This is a genomic window from Nocardioides marmorisolisilvae, from assembly GCF_031656915.1.
Taxonomy (GTDB): Bacteria; Actinomycetota; Actinomycetes; order Propionibacteriales; family Nocardioidaceae; genus Marmoricola; species Marmoricola terrisoli.
Window position 1 is genome coordinate 2,673,564 of the sequence record NZ_CP134227.1, and the last position, 15,002, is coordinate 2,688,565.

Here is a 15,002-nt window from a genome sequence, read left to right on the forward strand (position 1 = left end):
TCCCGACAGGCGCGGGGCGCGTCAGTACTGGTGGAACCACCGGCCCGATGCCGGCGCGCCCGGACAGGTGACGTCGCGGTCCGAGGTGCCCTCGACCCACTGACCGAGGACCGCCGTACCGCCCTGGATGGACCAGTCGGGCCGACACCGCCGCAGCGCCTCGGCCATGGAGGTCTGCCCCGCGGCACGCCATTCCGGTACGCCGAGCCGCAGGTCGCCGACCACGGAGCGCCACAGCGCGGGTGTGGAGTAGACACCGACCATCAGCCCGGCGTCGTCGTACCCCCGGGCAGCGCCCTGGACCACGGCCGCGTTGGCGGTGGTGTCGTTGCTCCACGGGAAGCCGGGGACGGACTCGACGTCGATCCAGACCGCCGGGCTGAGCAGGCCGGCTCGACGCATCGAGGCAACGTTGAAGGCGGCGGCTCGGTAGCCGACGTTGCGCAGTCGGCCGAGACGGTCGTCGGCGGGGAACGGTCCGCGTGTCCCGAGTGCGCTCGCCGTACGGTCGTCGGGGTAGCTCACCACGGAGTACGCCGAGGCGCGCAGGTGCCTGGTGCGCACCCAGTCGACCTGCGACCGAAGACAGGGGTTCACCGTGAAGGAGGGGCTGTTGGTCAGTCCGATCACGACGAAGCGCGCCGCCCTCCCGGGCATCGGCAGGCCCTTGGATCGCTTCTGTGGAATGCCCATGCCCTTCGGGCACTGCGGCCAGCTGACGTCGGCGCCGAGCACCCTCGGGCCGGAGGAGCTGGCCCTCGCCGCGGCCTCCGCGCGACGGGCCAGGCCGGATGCATCGGGCAGCGCGGGTGAGGCTGAACCCGCTGGGCTCGCGGGCACGGCGGGGCCGCGACCCGAGGCGGAGCGGGTTGGGTCGGGCGCCTTCGCAGTCAGCCCCGCGGTTGCGCTCGTGCCGGCCGGTGGCGCCTGTCCGCAGCCGGCGAGAAGAGCGGCGCCGAGGACGACCACGAGCAGCTGAACCGGACCCACCACCGCTCTCCCCCACACGATTCGGATGATAGGTGCCCGGGAAGGCGAAGGCCCCCCGCGCACCCGGAAGAGCCCACCTGCCCTTGCTGCCTTCCGGCCCTGGGGGAGTTCAGTGAGGTACCGCCGCACGGGGGGTTGCTGCGAAGTGTAGGCAACCGATTTCGCCGGGGCCAATCGGGGCAGGTAACCTCTCCCGCGGAGGATTCGCCTAGTGGCCTATGGCGCTCGCTTGGAAAGCGGGTTGGGTTAACGCCCTCGCGGGTTCGAATCCCGCATCCTCCGCCACGCTGACCAGCGCAAACGTTGATCTGGTGTACCCACCGCGCATCGACTGGTGCCCTCGTAGTCTCAGTTTCAGTCTCAGTTGGTGCTCGACGGGTCGTCATCGGTGGCCCAGAGGAGACTCCCGACCTGGCGAGCGACATCGCGGCGAATCGGGTCCGTGACGTGCTGATATCGGGCGGCCATCGCCGTGCTCGACCAACCCATGACAGACATGACGGTCCGCTCGGGAACACCGAGCACCAGCAGCACCGTGGCTGCCGTGTGTCTGGCATCGTGCAGCCGGCCCTCGCGTACCTCTGCCGTCCTCAACAGCGCCTTCCACTCGTGATAGTCCGAATTCGGGTTCAGCGGCGTTCCAGTTGGCGAGGCGAACACCCAGTCGCCGTCTCGCCACAGCTGGCCCGCCGTACGCCGTTCGCGGTCCTGCTCCTCCTGGTGGAGCTTCAGCATCGCGACCAACTCGTCGGGCAGACCGATCACCCGTTTGCCGGCCGCCGACTTGGTCTCACCGAGTTCGGCGTTCCGCTGCTTGCGTTGCGGACAGAAGCCCGGCTTCTTCCCACACGTGCCGCCGCAGCCGTGTTCGTAGACAGGCCTAAGCCTCGTCGCCCGGATCCGCAAGGTGCTGGTGTCGAGGTCGACATCCTGCCAGCGCAGGGCCAGCGCCTCGCCCTGACGGATTCCCAGCGCCAACGCGATCGCCCACCGGGCCGAGTTCCGCCGCTCGGAGGCGGCCGCGAGGATCCTTTGCACCTCGTCGATCGTGTAGGGCTCGACCGGCTCACTCTGCACCCGAGGCGGCCGGGCAAGGGCAGCCACATTGCGCACGACGTGACCCCGCCTGTTGGCTTCACCAATTGCCGAACGGGCCGTGCGATGGACCTGGTGAGCGGTTGCCGGACGGGCACCGTTGTCGATCATGCGCCGGTAGAGCCGTTCGAGGTGCTCGGGCTCCAAGCGGTCTAGGCGATGGTTGCCGAGCGTGGGGATCAGGTGCTTGTACACAGCGATCCTGTACGCGTTGTAACTCGACTCTCGGAGTCCCGGTCGGGCAATCGTCTCCAGCCAGTGTCCGAGCCACTTGCCGAAGGTCCACTTCTCGCCGATCCGTGGGACCCGTCCGGAGTCACGGAGCTTCTCCAGGTCGCGCACCTTGCGAACAACGGTGGCCTTCGACTTGCTCATCACGTGGCGACGGTCAGAACGCCCGTCGTCCTTCACGCCGACCGTCACACGGCCGTGCCAGTAGCCGTCGGCCCCTTGGTACACCGACGACGTGCGGTTGGGGTTTCTGCTCATGGCCCGCTCCCTATGCGGAGGTGGGCGCCGCGACCGCCGGCCGGGTGCGCAGATCGTCGATGTAGTCCTCGAGGCACGCCACTGGAATGCGTCGCAGTCGGCCCACGCGCACCGACTCCACCTGTCCGTCCCGAACGAGCTGGTACATCATCGTCCGGGCGATGCCGAGTCGCTCGGCTGCTTCCTCCATCCGAAGAAGCAACGCCACGTCGCCGTGCTCGTTCTCACTCATGGTTTCTCCCTGTCCGCAGGTGGCCCGCGGCCTCCCGCTGGTTGATGGTGCGGTCTCCGCGCTGCCCGTCCAGGGCACTTCGTGTCACTACGTGACTCGCTTCGCTCGCCCTGGACGGCCAGCGTGGAGACCTGGGATTTGGCTGGCTGGCGGGAGGCCGCGGGGGTCCGGCGCGTTGGGCGCGCTCATACTGCGACCTTCGACGCTGACGTTCCTGGATGGAGACGAGGATCGCTGCCCGACGCATGCCTGATGTGAGGTCGGCCGGGTCGATGGGATGCCACTCAAAACGCTGTCGACCGTCCCGATCGACCACGCACGCCGAGCAGTGATCCGTGTCGTCCACCTCGATGCCCGCTTGCGCCAAGACCTCACGGACGATTGCGGCGCGATCGGCCTTGTGATCGGTCAGGGTCTTCGATGTCCAGTCACGCGACACGAGGACACGACGACCGCCATAGCCGAGGTTCTCGGGATCGTGGGCCGCTCTACGGCATCCCCCGGGGATCGTGTGCTCGTCTGAGCCCTTGGGCTGGATCCCGTACCGCAGCCAGTTCCCACACTCCGGCCCGCATGGCAGCACCTTCACGTGCGCCATCAGCCGCTCGACGTGGTCGGCCTGACGGGTGCTGACGTGGTCCGGGTCATAGGTGTTCGCGATCGACTTGGTCAGGTACTTCGTGATGTAGCCGAGGGTCTTGTCTGTGCGCGGTGATCCGGCGATCAACCACTTGTAGTCCGACTGTTTGCCGAAGCGCACCACGTGCGCCGGTCGCGAGGCTGGGTTGGCATCAAGCTCGTCCATGGCCCTCTCCCACGCCGACAATGGCTGGCCGGAGTGAGGACAGCAGAACGCCTCTCGCACTGGATCCCAGGCCGGAAGCTGATCGTCGGCATAGACCGCCTCATCGAAGTCAGGCCACCAGACTTGGTGGTACGTCGCGGCTACCACCTTCACGACGAGCCCTCGGGGAATGACCCCACGCACCGCTGCATGCAGATGGGGCGCCAGGCGGTGCTGTTCCTCGACCACCGAGAAGTACTGCACCCGGTAGCCGGCGCAGCGACGGAGGTTCTGCCAGAGCCGGTCGACCAGTCGTGAGAAGTGCATCGCGTCGAGCGCTGCCCGTCTGTAGTCGTAGGTCGCTGGGCTGACCGGCGTCCCGTCCCGATGGACGGGGCCGTAGGAGGGCAGCGTGAACGTGAGGAACATCGAGGGCCGGTAGGTCTTGCCTGACGGTGAGGTCATCACCCGCCCGATGGTCCGTTCGCTCATCTCCACTCGGGGCAGATCGGGAGCATCACTGCGACGACGAGTCGACCGCACCCGACGCGACGGCCCGTCGCCGTGAGCCTCGCCCTCCGCTCCGACGTCGCGTTCGTCGGGCTGTTCAGTGTCGTCGTCGTGATGTTCGGGTTCGTCTATGCGGTGCCAGCCCTCACGGCATTGCTGCATGCGCAACCGGCGCGCTTTGTCGGCGCACGGAGCGCACTTTGACGCCTTGGTGGCACCGCATGGGATCGCCACCGTCCTTGTCTCCCCAGTGTGGGTGTCGAGCACCTGATGCAGGATCGGCCGGATGCACACTCCGTTGGCTTCGGCGACCATCGTCAACAGGGCCGAGTCCGTTGCGGCAGCGCGCAGGTCCACGGTCATGCCACTGAACCCGGTGCGTCGGAGACATTTGGTCGTCGCTCACCGATCACCGCCTGGACGAACTCGACGTCCTCCGCGGACCGGCAGTGCGGGCAGGGTCCGACGCCCCGCAACACGGTGAATCCGAGGCACACAGGGCACGAGCCGCCGATCATGACGGCTGGCCTCTGTCGGCGGCACTAGCAGCGAGTTCAGTGAGGTCGTCAGGAACCGCGATGGCCGTGATGTGATCGTCGGAGACGTATGCGAATCGGACGCGGACCGGCTCGGCGATCCCGTCGATGACGACATAGCCCACGCCCGGCAGCGCCTCCGAGATCCGGTCACACGCAGCTCCTCGGCGACGGGCGCCCTCCCCCAGGGTCATGTCGACCTGCTCAGGTTCCGTCAGGCGGAGCGCGATCCGAGTCGGGAAGAGATCCCGGAACGGGAGCACTTCCTTGCGGGGATCCTGCAGGGCTGCCACGACGACCACGCCGACGGCACGTCCCTGGGACAGCAGCAGCGAGAGGGCGGCCTTGATCCGATTGCGAGCCTCACGGTCGGTGACGTATGCGGTGAGTGACGCCAGCTCATCGACCAGTACCACGACGAGCGGATCACCGCATGTGGGCTCGTGCAGCCGTGTGATGCCCCGGAGCCGTCGCTGACGCTGGCGCATCACGGCCACGGCATCTTCGAGGAAGTCAGCGAACCCGCCCTCGTATGCATTCGGCTCTGCGGCCGCACCGTCGCCATAGCTGTACCGGTGGAACATGGGCGCGCCCGCGGCGAACTCCATGCCTCCCTTGGGGTCACACACCCAAAGCTCCACCAGTTGGCACCGGACCGCGGGCGCAAGCACGTTGACCAAGGACCACAACACTGACCCCTTGCCGGACCCCGTGGCGCCGACGACCAGCACATGACTGCCCAAGAGCCGGAGCCCGAAGAGGCCACCGTCTTCCCGTCGTGCAACCGGCAGGCTCGCGAAGTCCGCTACGGCAGGCGCATCGATGACCGGAACGACCTCCTCCAGTGGGTCGAAGACCAGGAACCACAGCTCGATCTCGCGTCGGTGTCGCCTGGTGGGCGGAACCGTCCGCACGCGACATTCCACAGCATCCAGGCTCAACGCGAGCCGCTCGGCCATCTCGGCGTAGTCATCGAGGATCTGTCCCGACAGCATCCTCACGGTGACTCGATCAACCGATCCGGTGGAGCGCACCCGACGAAGCTCGGGCAGATACTGCCGCTGACCGATCCGGACATCGAGTCCGGCGGTCACCATCGCAGGCTGCCATTGACGCCGGTACACCCACACCCTGCGCATGGCCGCCCGCGCCCGGAAGCGGACGAAGTGATCGAACGACACCCGGCGCAGGTGCCACCACGCCACGAGCAAGGCACCTGTGGTCGCCACGCAAGCCGCGAGGCCGACGGTGCCGATTGTCAGCCAGAGCAGCCAGCCGACGACCGCGCCGCCCCAAAGCCACGGCCGCTGAGCGATCGCGAACACCAGACGTCCCAAGCCGCCGAGCACCACACTGGCCAACTGGAACTCCAGCGGCACGCGCACCGTCTCGGAACGGACCGGAACACCGCGCGCGTCGTACCGCTCGCCAACCATCCCGAACTGACCAGTCATCTGAGCCTCCACTCACATTGCGTGGAAGCTGGACCACAGCCAGCCACCGGCACTGTCCAGGCTTTTCTCGATTGCGGTGCCAGCGGCAGTCGAGGCCAGCACCAGCCCGAACACGATGCACACCACCGCGGAACCCGTGTTGAGCCCCTTGGTCTTGAGCAGCAGCAAGACCAGCAGGCCCAGGACCACGCACACCGACGCGCCAGTCATTACGCGACCGCCTTGGTGGGTGTGGTCGACGCAGCAGACTTGGTATCGCCCTTGTTGGTGTCGCGCGCGGCGGTCAGCTCGCTGATTCCCTCGGCCGTCCACCGCTCAGCCAGCCCGTTCGCCTTGTTCACGTACGCGTTGAGCGTCAAGCCCTCGAAAACGATCGGCGAGTACGCCGCCGGATCCGGCTTCGCCTCTGCGGTCACCGTCACGCTCGCAGTGGTGGTGAACTCGCGCCCGAAGTTCTCACCCCGGTACGAGACCTCGACCTCCCACAGCGGCATCCCGGTGTTCTCGTCGCGCGCCTGCCGATCCGACGGACGACGCTTCCCGTCCTCTCCCAGCTCCCACTCCGGAGCGACTCGCACCACGCCCGTCGCCACCATCGGCTGACGCTTGCTGTCGACTGCGTATCCCATCTGAATCTCCTCGGTTGTGGGTCCGCTGGATCGGACCGCTACGTCGAGGACACCGCCTCTTGCGGGGACTGCGACACCACCTAGCGGGACGTTCACGGACGTCCGTGGTACGTTCAAAACGTCCCTCGGGACTCTCGGGAGGTTCGATGAGCAACGAGCGGCTACGCAGCCAAATCGCCGCAGCCGGCCTGGACTACACGACCATGGCCGGCTCGTTGGAGATCGACCCGAAGACGGTCGAACGCTGGGTCACCACCGACCGCCTCCCGCACCGTCGGCACCGCTGGGCAGCGGCTGAGCTGCTGGGCGTGGACGAGGGATACCTGTGGCCGCGGGTGGTCGACGACCCCCGAACGAAGTCCGCAAGTCAGGCAGAGTTCGTCGCGCTGTACCCGCACCGAGGCGCGATCCCGGCGGAGCTATGGGATGCACTGCTGCGCGATACGCACGACAGCTTCGATTTGCTCGCCTACTCGGGGCTGTTCCTGTTCGATGCCCACCCCGACGTGCTTTCCTCGCTGATCGCCAAGGCCGGTCACGGACTGAAGGCGCGCATCGCCTTGGGTGATCCAGATTCCGAGGCTCTCCGACAACGCGGGGAGGAGGAAGGGATCGGAGACAACATGGCGGCACGGGTGCGGGTCACCCTGGACGCCCTCGCTCCTCTACGCGAAGTGCACGGCATTGAGCTGCGCACCCATTCGACGCCGCTGTACACATCGATCTACCGATTCGACGAGCAGCTCCTCGTGAACACACACACGTACGGCTCCTCGGCCGCCCACAACCCAGTGCTACATCTGCATCGGGTCCCAGGCGGGCGACTTTTCGACCACTACATGCAGGCCTTCGACCGGGTCTGGGCCACCACGGGCGGCCAGCATGACTCACCAGCCATGGCACGCTAGGGCTCATGGGACGACGCATCGACTACCTCGATGACCCGAACGCGCCGGCGGCGAACACGCTCATTCCGTCGGTCAACACGATCGTTGAAAACGACCAACATCAGATCCTGCTGATTCGACGGACGGACAACGACCGTTGGTCGCTTCCGGGCGGGAAGGTCGACCTCGGGGAGTCATTGATCCAGGCCGCCGTCCGTGAGACGCGCGAAGAGACTGGCATCGACTGCAACGTGACCGGCATAGCCGGCATCTACAGCAATCCCCGTCACCTCATCGAGTACACGAGCAACGGCGAGGTACGACAAGAGTTCACCATCGTCCTGACGGCCCGCGCCGTTGGTGGAAGTCCAACGCCGAGCGCAGAGTCCTCACATGTGGAATGGGTGCACCCGTTGAGCCTGGACGAACACCCGATGCACTCGGCCACAACTGGCCGCATCCACGACTTCCTGAGCCGCAGTGTTCATCTGGACTGAGTCGAGAGTTCAGCGTCGTTGGTCGACCCGGCGCACCGTAGCGACGATCTCAGCCTCTGCCTCGTCGATGAAGTGAGTCACGACATCGTCGGGACCGTAGCGCTTGCGGATTTCCGCCAGCCGGTCCTCGACCTCGACCCGGTCGCCGGTCGGACCCGTGGTCATGTCCGCATAGCAGAGCGCATCAGCCAGATCTTGATCCAGTTCAGGAAACTCGCCTTCCAACTGATCCAGAAGCCCCCGCAGGCGTGCTTCTACGGGCGCGCAGGAGTGCCGCGCCACCAGGGTGACTACTCGCTGCTCGACGTCACGACCCTGCAAGAACCGGGCACCATCCAACGCGTGAAGACCCGTCTGCACCACGCCCGGCGCGTAGCCGACATCGTGCAGCCAGGCCGCCGCCACCAATGTCTCTACGTCGAGCCCGAGGTCGTCGGCTACCCCATTCGCGGAGGCCGCAACCGCCTGCACATGCGTCCAGCGGACAGGCAGCACGTCAGCGAGAAGGCCCTCCGCCAAAGCGCGCGCTCGCTCAACTGACGTCATGGTTGCAGGCTAGCCAGACGCCCAGCGGAGCTCGTGTAAGCGGGAGTCAGCGGTCGAGGCAATCCGTCGGGTTCTGCCGGCACCTGATTCGAAGGCCGCAACTCGCCGATAGCGGGACCTTGAAACCTCAAGTGTTCGCGTCCGCCTCCAATATCTCCTCGTCGCGCACCGGTGCGCGCGCACCACCTCTGTGAGGCGCTGGGCGACCTCCGGGTGCGGAAGGACCGCGTCCGTGATCTGGTCGCGGCCGATGGTGGGAGCAGGCGTGGAGAAACTCTTGGAAGTGGCAACGTCTGTCATCAGGACCACACCACCGTGGATGTGCACAGCGCCAGCCCCGTTTGCGCCGCCGTTGCCCCACGCCTGGCATCGGTTGTCAGCAGCAGGTACGCAGATGGTCGAGAAGGCGGGAATTCACCGGCGGACACGAGGGCAAGCCAGCGCCGCATCGGACTCGGCGGGAGTGGTCGTGGCGGCACAAGCCAACGACCCCGCGCTTCCGCTTGAGAATTCAGTAAATGTCTCCTGAGGCCCGCCCGCACTGCTACGGTTCGCTCACTTGCGGCCGGGCAGGGCCGCACACACTACGGGGCGGGAAAACGAATTTCATGAGGCGTCTGCACGGTGTCGCTATCGCGGCAATTCTGGTATTGACATCGTTGGTCGTCCTGGGCACGAGCAGCACCGCGCGTGCCGACACGCCTCCCGGCGGGGATTTTGTCTCGCTGACTCCGTACATGTTTGTCAATGCCACATCGGCTGGTTCCGGCGAATTCTCCGCTGGAGAGCAGCGCACCTACTCCGCCTTGGGGCGCGCGGGGATCCCGACATCCGGCGTCTCGGCTGTGCTTGTTCAAGTGGGCGTCCCCCGAACCTCGACGTCCTCGAACTCATATGTGACTGCGTGGCCTAGTGGCCAAACACGCCCGTCCATGCCAACTGTCTATTTCAGCTCCGCCAGTGCTCCACGCTCGAACACAGCGATCGTGAAGGTTGACGGCACTGGGAGCATCGACGTCTACAACAGCCTCGGCAGCACGGCCGTGACCGTCACAGCCATGGGTTACTTCACAGATTCCACCTCCAACGCCAGTGGCGGGTTCGTACCGACAAACTTAGATCGGGTCGCCAATACCGCCACTGGGGATGGTGTTCCTTTGGGAAAGCTGGGCGTCGGTCAGAGCGTCGACATCCAGGTCGCAGGCGAAGGAGACATTTCTAACTCCGCTAGGTCAGTTTTCGCAAACATTGAGGTCCGAAACGCAACATCGTCGGGGAAGATCCGTGTGGGCGAAGGCGGTGCTGACCTAAGTGCCGTACCAGCAGCAATGAGCTACGGCGATAGCGGGGCATACGTCTCATGCACGACGCTGCAGCTCAACAGCAGCGGAGTTGCCCGGGTAATGAACGCCTCCGGGTCACCGATCGACATCAAGATCGACGTCGAGGGTTACGTCTCGTCCGACCCGGAGGAGGGCTCCTCCTATAACCCGCTGACTTCGTCACCGCTCTACTCCACGACGGATACTGGCCAGACAAGTCTGGGCGCCGGCGAGACCCGCGAGATCCCTGTGCTCGGCAAAGCCGGCATCCCAGACTCCTCAAACGTCGGCGCCCTGGCAACGTCTCTGGCCGTTCGGGGCTGGGGCGGGAACGGTACCGTCACGGCGTTCAATCCCGATGAAGGAAACCCCGGCAGCGCAATTGCATCCTTCACCAAAGACGAGGGCGACCCCGCGAACGGGTTGGTGGTGACGGCGATCACCGGCATCTCAGATGACGGCACGATCGCGCTCCACAACACCAGTTCCGCACCTGTAACCGTTTCGCTCGCAACACAAGGATGGTTCACACTCCCCCCGGTCGAGTATTCAGACGATCCAGACCCGATCGCCTCAGAGTTTCCTGACTACACGCCTACCCCGGCGCTCATCCAGAGCGGCAGCAGCTCTGCAACCTTTTCCCCATCGCTCCCCAACGGGTACACGATTACCGATGACCCAGACGTCGCATCTGGAAACGCTGCCGCGGTCTTGGACGCGTCGGGAACCCGCGTTGGCGCCTTCACTCCTATCGTCGTGGATGAGTCCGGAGCAACGATTCCGTACTCAATTGGGTCCACTGGAAACGACCTCACGGTCTCGGTCGAGACTCCCTCAGCCCCGCAGTACCCGGTCGCAGTCATGGCTGTCTACGTCGATGACGGCGACCCTGAGGCATCAGCGCGGGTCGATGACCTCACGGCCGCGATGACATCGTCTCCGCCACGCGGCGACGCAGCGGCCGCACCAAGCGTGGATGCGGGTGAGGTTGACAGCAATGGATATGTAATCCCCCCTGAGAGCGCCCCAGACTCGTTGAGCGCAGCGGGCCCTATCTCCGGAGACAGGCCCAATAAGGTCAGTGTTCCTCATGGATATCGGTATCATCCGCAGCGGGGTCCACATGTGGCGCTGCATGACTATTGCACAAAGTCACCAGATACATTCGACGGTACCACCTTCCGTGGGCCGTGCGCAATTCACGATATGTGTTATGACCGGATTCGCAAGAATAATGAGCCGTGGACCCACCACTACGCCTGCGATCTAAGCCTCTGGCACGACATGCGGACCAACTGTGCGTATGCACACCCGGGCCTTCTGGGCACCACGCGCAGATTTAGTTGCTATGGCGTTGCCAACGTCTACGAGGAAGTCGTGATCGCGCATACCACAATCGAGGGCGTGTAAGCCCGCATTCCTTCGTCGCCGAAAGAGGACTAGAGTGTTTTCACCTGAGGTGTCACTAATGAGATTCAAGTTGAACAATCCGAGGCGTATCATTTACAGCCTGCGCCGGACTCGCCGAAACCTAGTGGTAGCGCTTGTCAGCGTGTTCCCGCTGCTGCTCGCATCGATTGCTGGTGTTGATTGGCTTCACTGGATCTTGCGCGTGATCTGTATCGTTCTCTGGTTGGCGCTTCCTATTGGTGCATGGCTGAATTCACGCCATTTCGTGACTACATCCAACATGGCGGCGTTCGGCCTAACTTGCGCGGCCTTGGTGCTCTTTATCGGATTTCAGTTGTACGACGCCACGCATCCGTATGATGACGGCTTTTTCCCCGGTGCCGGATATATGCTCGCGATCATCCTGATGATGGTGGGTGCACTCACAAGCGAACCCGGGCCAGAGTAAGTAGTTGACGAAAGACTCCCGAACCCCGCTCTGACTCGCACAGAAGGCGATCTTAGGAGATCATCACAAGCGGCCCTGGGGCACGATCCCCTTGCCGGGCAGATCTCGCGCGGCTCTGTGCTGCATGCTGAGGCCGATTGATAGTGGCCACCGCCCGAGTTTGAATGAGCTCTTCGCCGCGTATCCGGGCCTTAGTCGGGCCGATCATCGGGGTTCGGGCGGATCGGCGCGACTGGAAACCCCACGAGCACGGCTTTCTTCCGACACTTCGGCGAGCCACTCAGTGCAGACCAGAGCGTATGCGGCATGGAGCTTCACGAGCCGAGCCGCGCGAGGCATCGACCCGGCAGCGGAGGCGAGTAACGGGACGTACCCGCCTGACCGGGGCAGTCGACCGACTGCCGAATCGATCTCTAGTAGATCAAGACGGCGCTCCGCGCGGGCTGCGGCGCTGGCGCGCCGGTCCCGCGCTTTGCGTCGAAGCGTGGCGAGGCTACCGGCAGGAGCAGTTGCAAAGGCGAGCGTCGAGGCTGCTCAAAGTGCTGCCACCGAGCCTGGGACCGACCGGTCGTTGTTTGCAGCCGTCGCCCCATGGCGGCTGGTTATCGGGCGGAGGTTCTCTCCCGGCCTGCTGGTCCACCTTTCATAGCCGATGGGCGCGCCTTTCAGCAGGGGCCGCCTCCCAGGCGTCGATAAATAATCGGTCTGGCTCTTCTCGGACGGGCCGGCCAGAGTGTTCCGGACGAGGCGCCCGACATCGCGCAACATCTCGTCGTCGGGTGCGGCGCGCGTATTCGCGAGCAGTGTTCGACTGAGCCGTCCCGGGATGTCCGGAGGCTCCGGGGCGGCTCGGACCGCTTGCTGTCAACTGTTGTGTTTGGCAGCGAATCGGGCGGTTGTGGTCGTCGGTTCGTGTCGGAGGCCGCACGCGGTTGGAGCGTGCGTAGGGACGCCAGGAGGTTTTGGTGCGGGGGTTGAGGCGTTCTGTTGGTCTGGTCGTCTCTGCGTCAGCACTGCCCAACGGGGCAGTTCATGCCCTTCTCAAGTAGGCGCAGCCAGTCTCAGTTCTAGTCTCAGTCGCGAGCGTTCGGAGTAGTTCGCCACGGCCCGCACAGCGTGCAGTGCAACGCTCCCGGAGCCATCACGAACGACCGCGCACATGGCCTCGACGACTTGGAAAGCGGGTTGGGTTAACGCCCTCGCGGGTTCGAATCCCGCATCCTCCGCCACGCTGACCAGCAACAACCGTTGAGCCGGGGTTTCGAGACGACATCCACCGTTCTGCGCCGTGGTCTCCGTTCCAGCCCCGGTTCAGCGGAGCGATGTCGGAGCGATGTCGGAGCGACTTGGCATGATGGCGCTCACCATTCGTCATCGCCCCTTGGAGGCCACCATGTTCGGTCCCGGTAAGTACACCGAGGGCGAGGTGCTCGTGGGGTATCTCGGCCAGCAGCTGTCCGCGATCCGCGCCGCTGCCCACGGTCTGTCCGACGAGCAGGCGCGCGAGACGCCGTGTCGCAGCGCCTTGTCCATCGGGGGGCTGGTCAAGCACGCGACCTACGTGCTGCGCCGGCGTACGCAACAACAGGGCAACGCTGGGGCCGCGCCCGACCAAGCTGCGGTCGCGTTGTTCATGGGCAGCTCCGCGCTCCGCGACGACGAGACGCTCGCCGGTGCGCTCGATGACTTCGATGAGGCCACGGTTGCCTACCTGGCGGACGTGCGGGCCACCGACCCGGGCAGCGGCATGCTGGTCCCACCCGCCCCCTGGGACGGCTTGCACACCCCGACGGACTCCGTACAGCGTTACGCACTGGTCCACCACGTCGAGGAGTTTGCTCGTCACGCGGGCCACGCCGACATCATCCGCGAGCAGCTCGACGGCGCGACCGCGGCGTCTTTGCTGATGGCGGTCGAGGGCCGCGACGGCAACGACTTCGTGCAGCCGTGGACGCCTGCGACGACGTAGAGCCGCCCGGAACGACTGCGCGGCCCTACCTATCAGTCGAGTCCGGCGTCGCGGGCCTTGAGGGCAGCTTCGATGCGGGTGGACTCATTCCGGGTGGAGGGCACCACCCAGCGCGGTCAGGCTTCGTGCTCCACGCGGTAGCCGGCCCATCGCCCACGCTGCTCCCGCGTGACCAGGCCGGCGTCGACCAGCTGCTTCATGTGGTGGGACACCGTCGGCTGCGAGAGCCCGACCGGTTCGGTGAGCTCGCAGATACAGGCCGCGGCATCGATCGCGCGGGCGGCCGGGAAGGGATCCGGGAGTACCAGGAGACGCAGCACTCCAGCGTCGACTGGTCGTGACCGGCCGATAGCGTGCGCACCATGCGCCGCTTCAGCCAGGTCGACGTCTTCTCCGACGAGCCGTTCCGGGGCAACCCGGTGGCGGTGGTGCACGACGCCAACGGGCTCTCCGACGAGGACATGGCACGGTTCGCGCGATGGACGAACCTGTCCGAGACCACGTTCCTGCTGCCACCGGTGGACCCTACGGCCGACTACCGGCTGCGGATCTTCACGCCAAGCGAGGAGCTGCCGTTCGCGGGCCATCCGACCATCGGCAGCGCGCACGCCTGGCTCGAGGCCGGCGGCCGCTCGTCCTCGGCCACCGAGATCGTCCAGGAGTGCGGCGCCGGGCTCGTTCGGCTGCGTCAGGGCGCGGCGCTGGCGTTCGCGGCACCTCCGCTGCTCCGCTCGGGTCCGGTCGACGCCGAGGACCGACAGGCGATCGCACGGGCCCTCGCGCTGGAGGAGTCGCAGGTCCGCGACCTGGCGTGGATCGACAACGGGCCGGGCTGGGTCGGTGTGTTGCTCGAGGACGCGGCGGCGGTGCTCGCCGTACGACCCGACTGGAACGCCTTCGGGAGGTGGAACATCGGCGTCGTCGGCCCGCACCCGGACGGGGCGGAATGTGCGGTCGAAGTCCGGGCGTTCTGCCCGGGCGTCGGCGTCGCCGAGGACCCGGTCACCGGCAGCCTCAACGCCGGCATCGCCCAGTGGCTGGCGGGTGATCGGCTGCCGACGTCGTACGTCGCCGCGCAGGGCACCGTCCTCGGGCGGACCGGACGGGTCCACGTCGACCGGGTGGGCGACACCGTTTGGATCGGCGGGTCGGCCACCACCGCGATCAGCGGTCAGGTCGAGCTCGGTCGCTGAGCCTGTCGAAG

The 15,002-nt window shown here is 65.9% G+C and carries 15 protein-coding genes, 1 tRNA gene and 1 other RNA gene; 7 read left to right on the plus strand and 10 right to left on the minus strand.

The window, feature by feature from the left end:
- Positions 1 to 21 precede the first annotated feature (21 nt).
- Together Q9R13_RS12795 and ffs are read right to left on the minus strand one after the other, a co-directional pair.
- Positions 22 to 990 (minus strand): glycoside hydrolase family 25 domain-containing protein, encoded by a 969-nt coding sequence (locus Q9R13_RS12795; protein ID WP_310961562.1) that lies wholly within the window; start codon positions 988 to 990, stop codon positions 22 to 24.
- Positions 991 to 1,036: 46 nt separating this feature from the next.
- Positions 1,037 to 1,127, minus strand: an RNA gene (ffs, locus tag Q9R13_RS12800) — signal recognition particle sRNA small type.
- Between the two features lie 60 nt (positions 1,128 to 1,187).
- On the opposite strand from ffs, the gene Q9R13_RS12805 reads away from it, so the two are divergent.
- Positions 1,188 to 1,275 (plus strand) — tRNA-Ser (locus tag Q9R13_RS12805).
- Between the two features lie 75 nt (positions 1,276 to 1,350).
- Here Q9R13_RS12805 and Q9R13_RS12810 read toward each other — a convergent pair.
- The 6 genes from Q9R13_RS12810 to Q9R13_RS12835 form a co-directional block, all read right to left on the minus strand.
- Positions 1,351 to 2,574 carry a tyrosine-type recombinase/integrase gene (locus Q9R13_RS12810; RefSeq protein WP_310961563.1) on the minus strand — a complete coding sequence of 408 codons (1,224 nt, stop codon included), beginning with the start codon at positions 2,572 to 2,574 and terminating at the stop codon, positions 1,351 to 1,353.
- A gap of 10 nt (positions 2,575 to 2,584) precedes the next feature.
- Positions 2,585 to 2,806: a helix-turn-helix domain-containing protein gene (locus Q9R13_RS12815; protein WP_310961564.1), complete on the minus strand. Its 222-nt coding sequence runs from the start codon at positions 2,804 to 2,806 to the stop codon at positions 2,585 to 2,587.
- Entirely contained in the window at positions 2,799 to 4,463 is a 1,665-nt protein-coding gene (locus Q9R13_RS12820; protein ID WP_310961565.1) for a replication initiator, read from the minus strand. Before Q9R13_RS12820 ends, Q9R13_RS12815 begins: the two co-directional genes overlap by 8 nt.
- Positions 4,464 to 4,614: 151 nt before the next feature.
- Positions 4,615 to 6,090 carry an FtsK/SpoIIIE domain-containing protein gene (locus tag Q9R13_RS12825; RefSeq protein ID WP_310961566.1) on the minus strand — a complete coding sequence of 492 codons (1,476 nt, stop codon included), beginning with the start codon at positions 6,088 to 6,090 and terminating at the stop codon, positions 4,615 to 4,617.
- A gap of 12 nt (positions 6,091 to 6,102) precedes the next feature.
- Positions 6,103 to 6,300 (minus strand): hypothetical protein, encoded by a 198-nt coding sequence (locus tag Q9R13_RS12830; RefSeq protein ID WP_310961567.1) that lies wholly within the window; start codon positions 6,298 to 6,300, stop codon positions 6,103 to 6,105.
- Positions 6,300 to 6,719 carry a hypothetical protein gene (locus tag Q9R13_RS12835; protein ID WP_310961568.1) on the minus strand — a complete coding sequence of 140 codons (420 nt, stop codon included), beginning with the start codon at positions 6,717 to 6,719 and terminating at the stop codon, positions 6,300 to 6,302. The genes Q9R13_RS12830 and Q9R13_RS12835 overlap by 1 nt, the downstream gene beginning before the upstream one ends.
- Positions 6,720 to 6,865: 146 nt before the next feature.
- On the opposite strand from Q9R13_RS12835, the gene Q9R13_RS12840 reads away from it, so the two are divergent.
- Together Q9R13_RS12840 and Q9R13_RS12845 are read left to right on the plus strand one after the other, a co-directional pair.
- Entirely contained in the window at positions 6,866 to 7,627 is a 762-nt protein-coding gene (locus Q9R13_RS12840; protein WP_310961569.1) for an XRE family transcriptional regulator, read from the plus strand.
- Positions 7,628 to 7,632: 5 nt separating this feature from the next.
- A complete protein-coding gene (locus Q9R13_RS12845) occupies positions 7,633 to 8,103 on the plus strand; it encodes an NUDIX hydrolase (protein WP_310961570.1) in 471 nt (156 codons plus the stop codon).
- A gap of 9 nt (positions 8,104 to 8,112) precedes the next feature.
- Here the strand turns inward: Q9R13_RS12845 and Q9R13_RS12850 are convergent, their stop codons facing one another.
- Entirely contained in the window at positions 8,113 to 8,649 is a 537-nt protein-coding gene (locus Q9R13_RS12850) for an HD domain-containing protein (RefSeq protein ID WP_310961571.1), read from the minus strand.
- A 986-nt stretch (positions 8,650 to 9,635) separates the two neighbouring features.
- Here Q9R13_RS12850 and Q9R13_RS12855 point away from each other — a divergent pair.
- The 3 genes from Q9R13_RS12855 to Q9R13_RS12865 all read left to right on the plus strand — a co-directional run bounded on the left by Q9R13_RS12855 (position 9,636) and on the right by Q9R13_RS12865 (position 13,798).
- The gene (locus tag Q9R13_RS12855; protein ID WP_310961572.1) at positions 9,636 to 11,381 is read left to right on the plus strand and encodes a phospholipase A2; all 1,746 of its coding nucleotides are present in this window, start codon (positions 9,636 to 9,638) and stop codon (positions 11,379 to 11,381) included.
- 142 nt (positions 11,382 to 11,523) lie between these two features.
- Positions 11,524 to 11,829: a hypothetical protein gene (locus Q9R13_RS12860; RefSeq protein WP_310961573.1), complete on the plus strand. Its 306-nt coding sequence runs from the start codon at positions 11,524 to 11,526 to the stop codon at positions 11,827 to 11,829.
- 1,393 nt (positions 11,830 to 13,222) lie between these two features.
- Complete coding sequence (locus Q9R13_RS12865) at positions 13,223 to 13,798, plus strand: DinB family protein (protein WP_310961574.1); 576 nt, start codon at positions 13,223 to 13,225, stop codon at positions 13,796 to 13,798.
- Positions 13,799 to 13,914: 116 nt separating this feature from the next.
- Here the strand turns inward: Q9R13_RS12865 and Q9R13_RS20295 are convergent, their stop codons facing one another.
- Positions 13,915 to 14,118, minus strand: coding sequence for an ArsR/SmtB family transcription factor (locus tag Q9R13_RS20295; protein WP_458295150.1), 204 nt, complete (start codon positions 14,116 to 14,118; stop codon positions 13,915 to 13,917).
- Between the two features lie 42 nt (positions 14,119 to 14,160).
- Here Q9R13_RS20295 and Q9R13_RS12875 point away from each other — a divergent pair, with 42 nt between their 5' ends.
- On the plus strand, positions 14,161 to 14,991 hold the full coding sequence (locus tag Q9R13_RS12875) for a PhzF family phenazine biosynthesis protein (protein ID WP_310961575.1): 831 nt from the start codon (positions 14,161 to 14,163) through the stop codon (positions 14,989 to 14,991).
- The last annotated feature ends 11 nt before the right edge of the window (positions 14,992 to 15,002 follow it).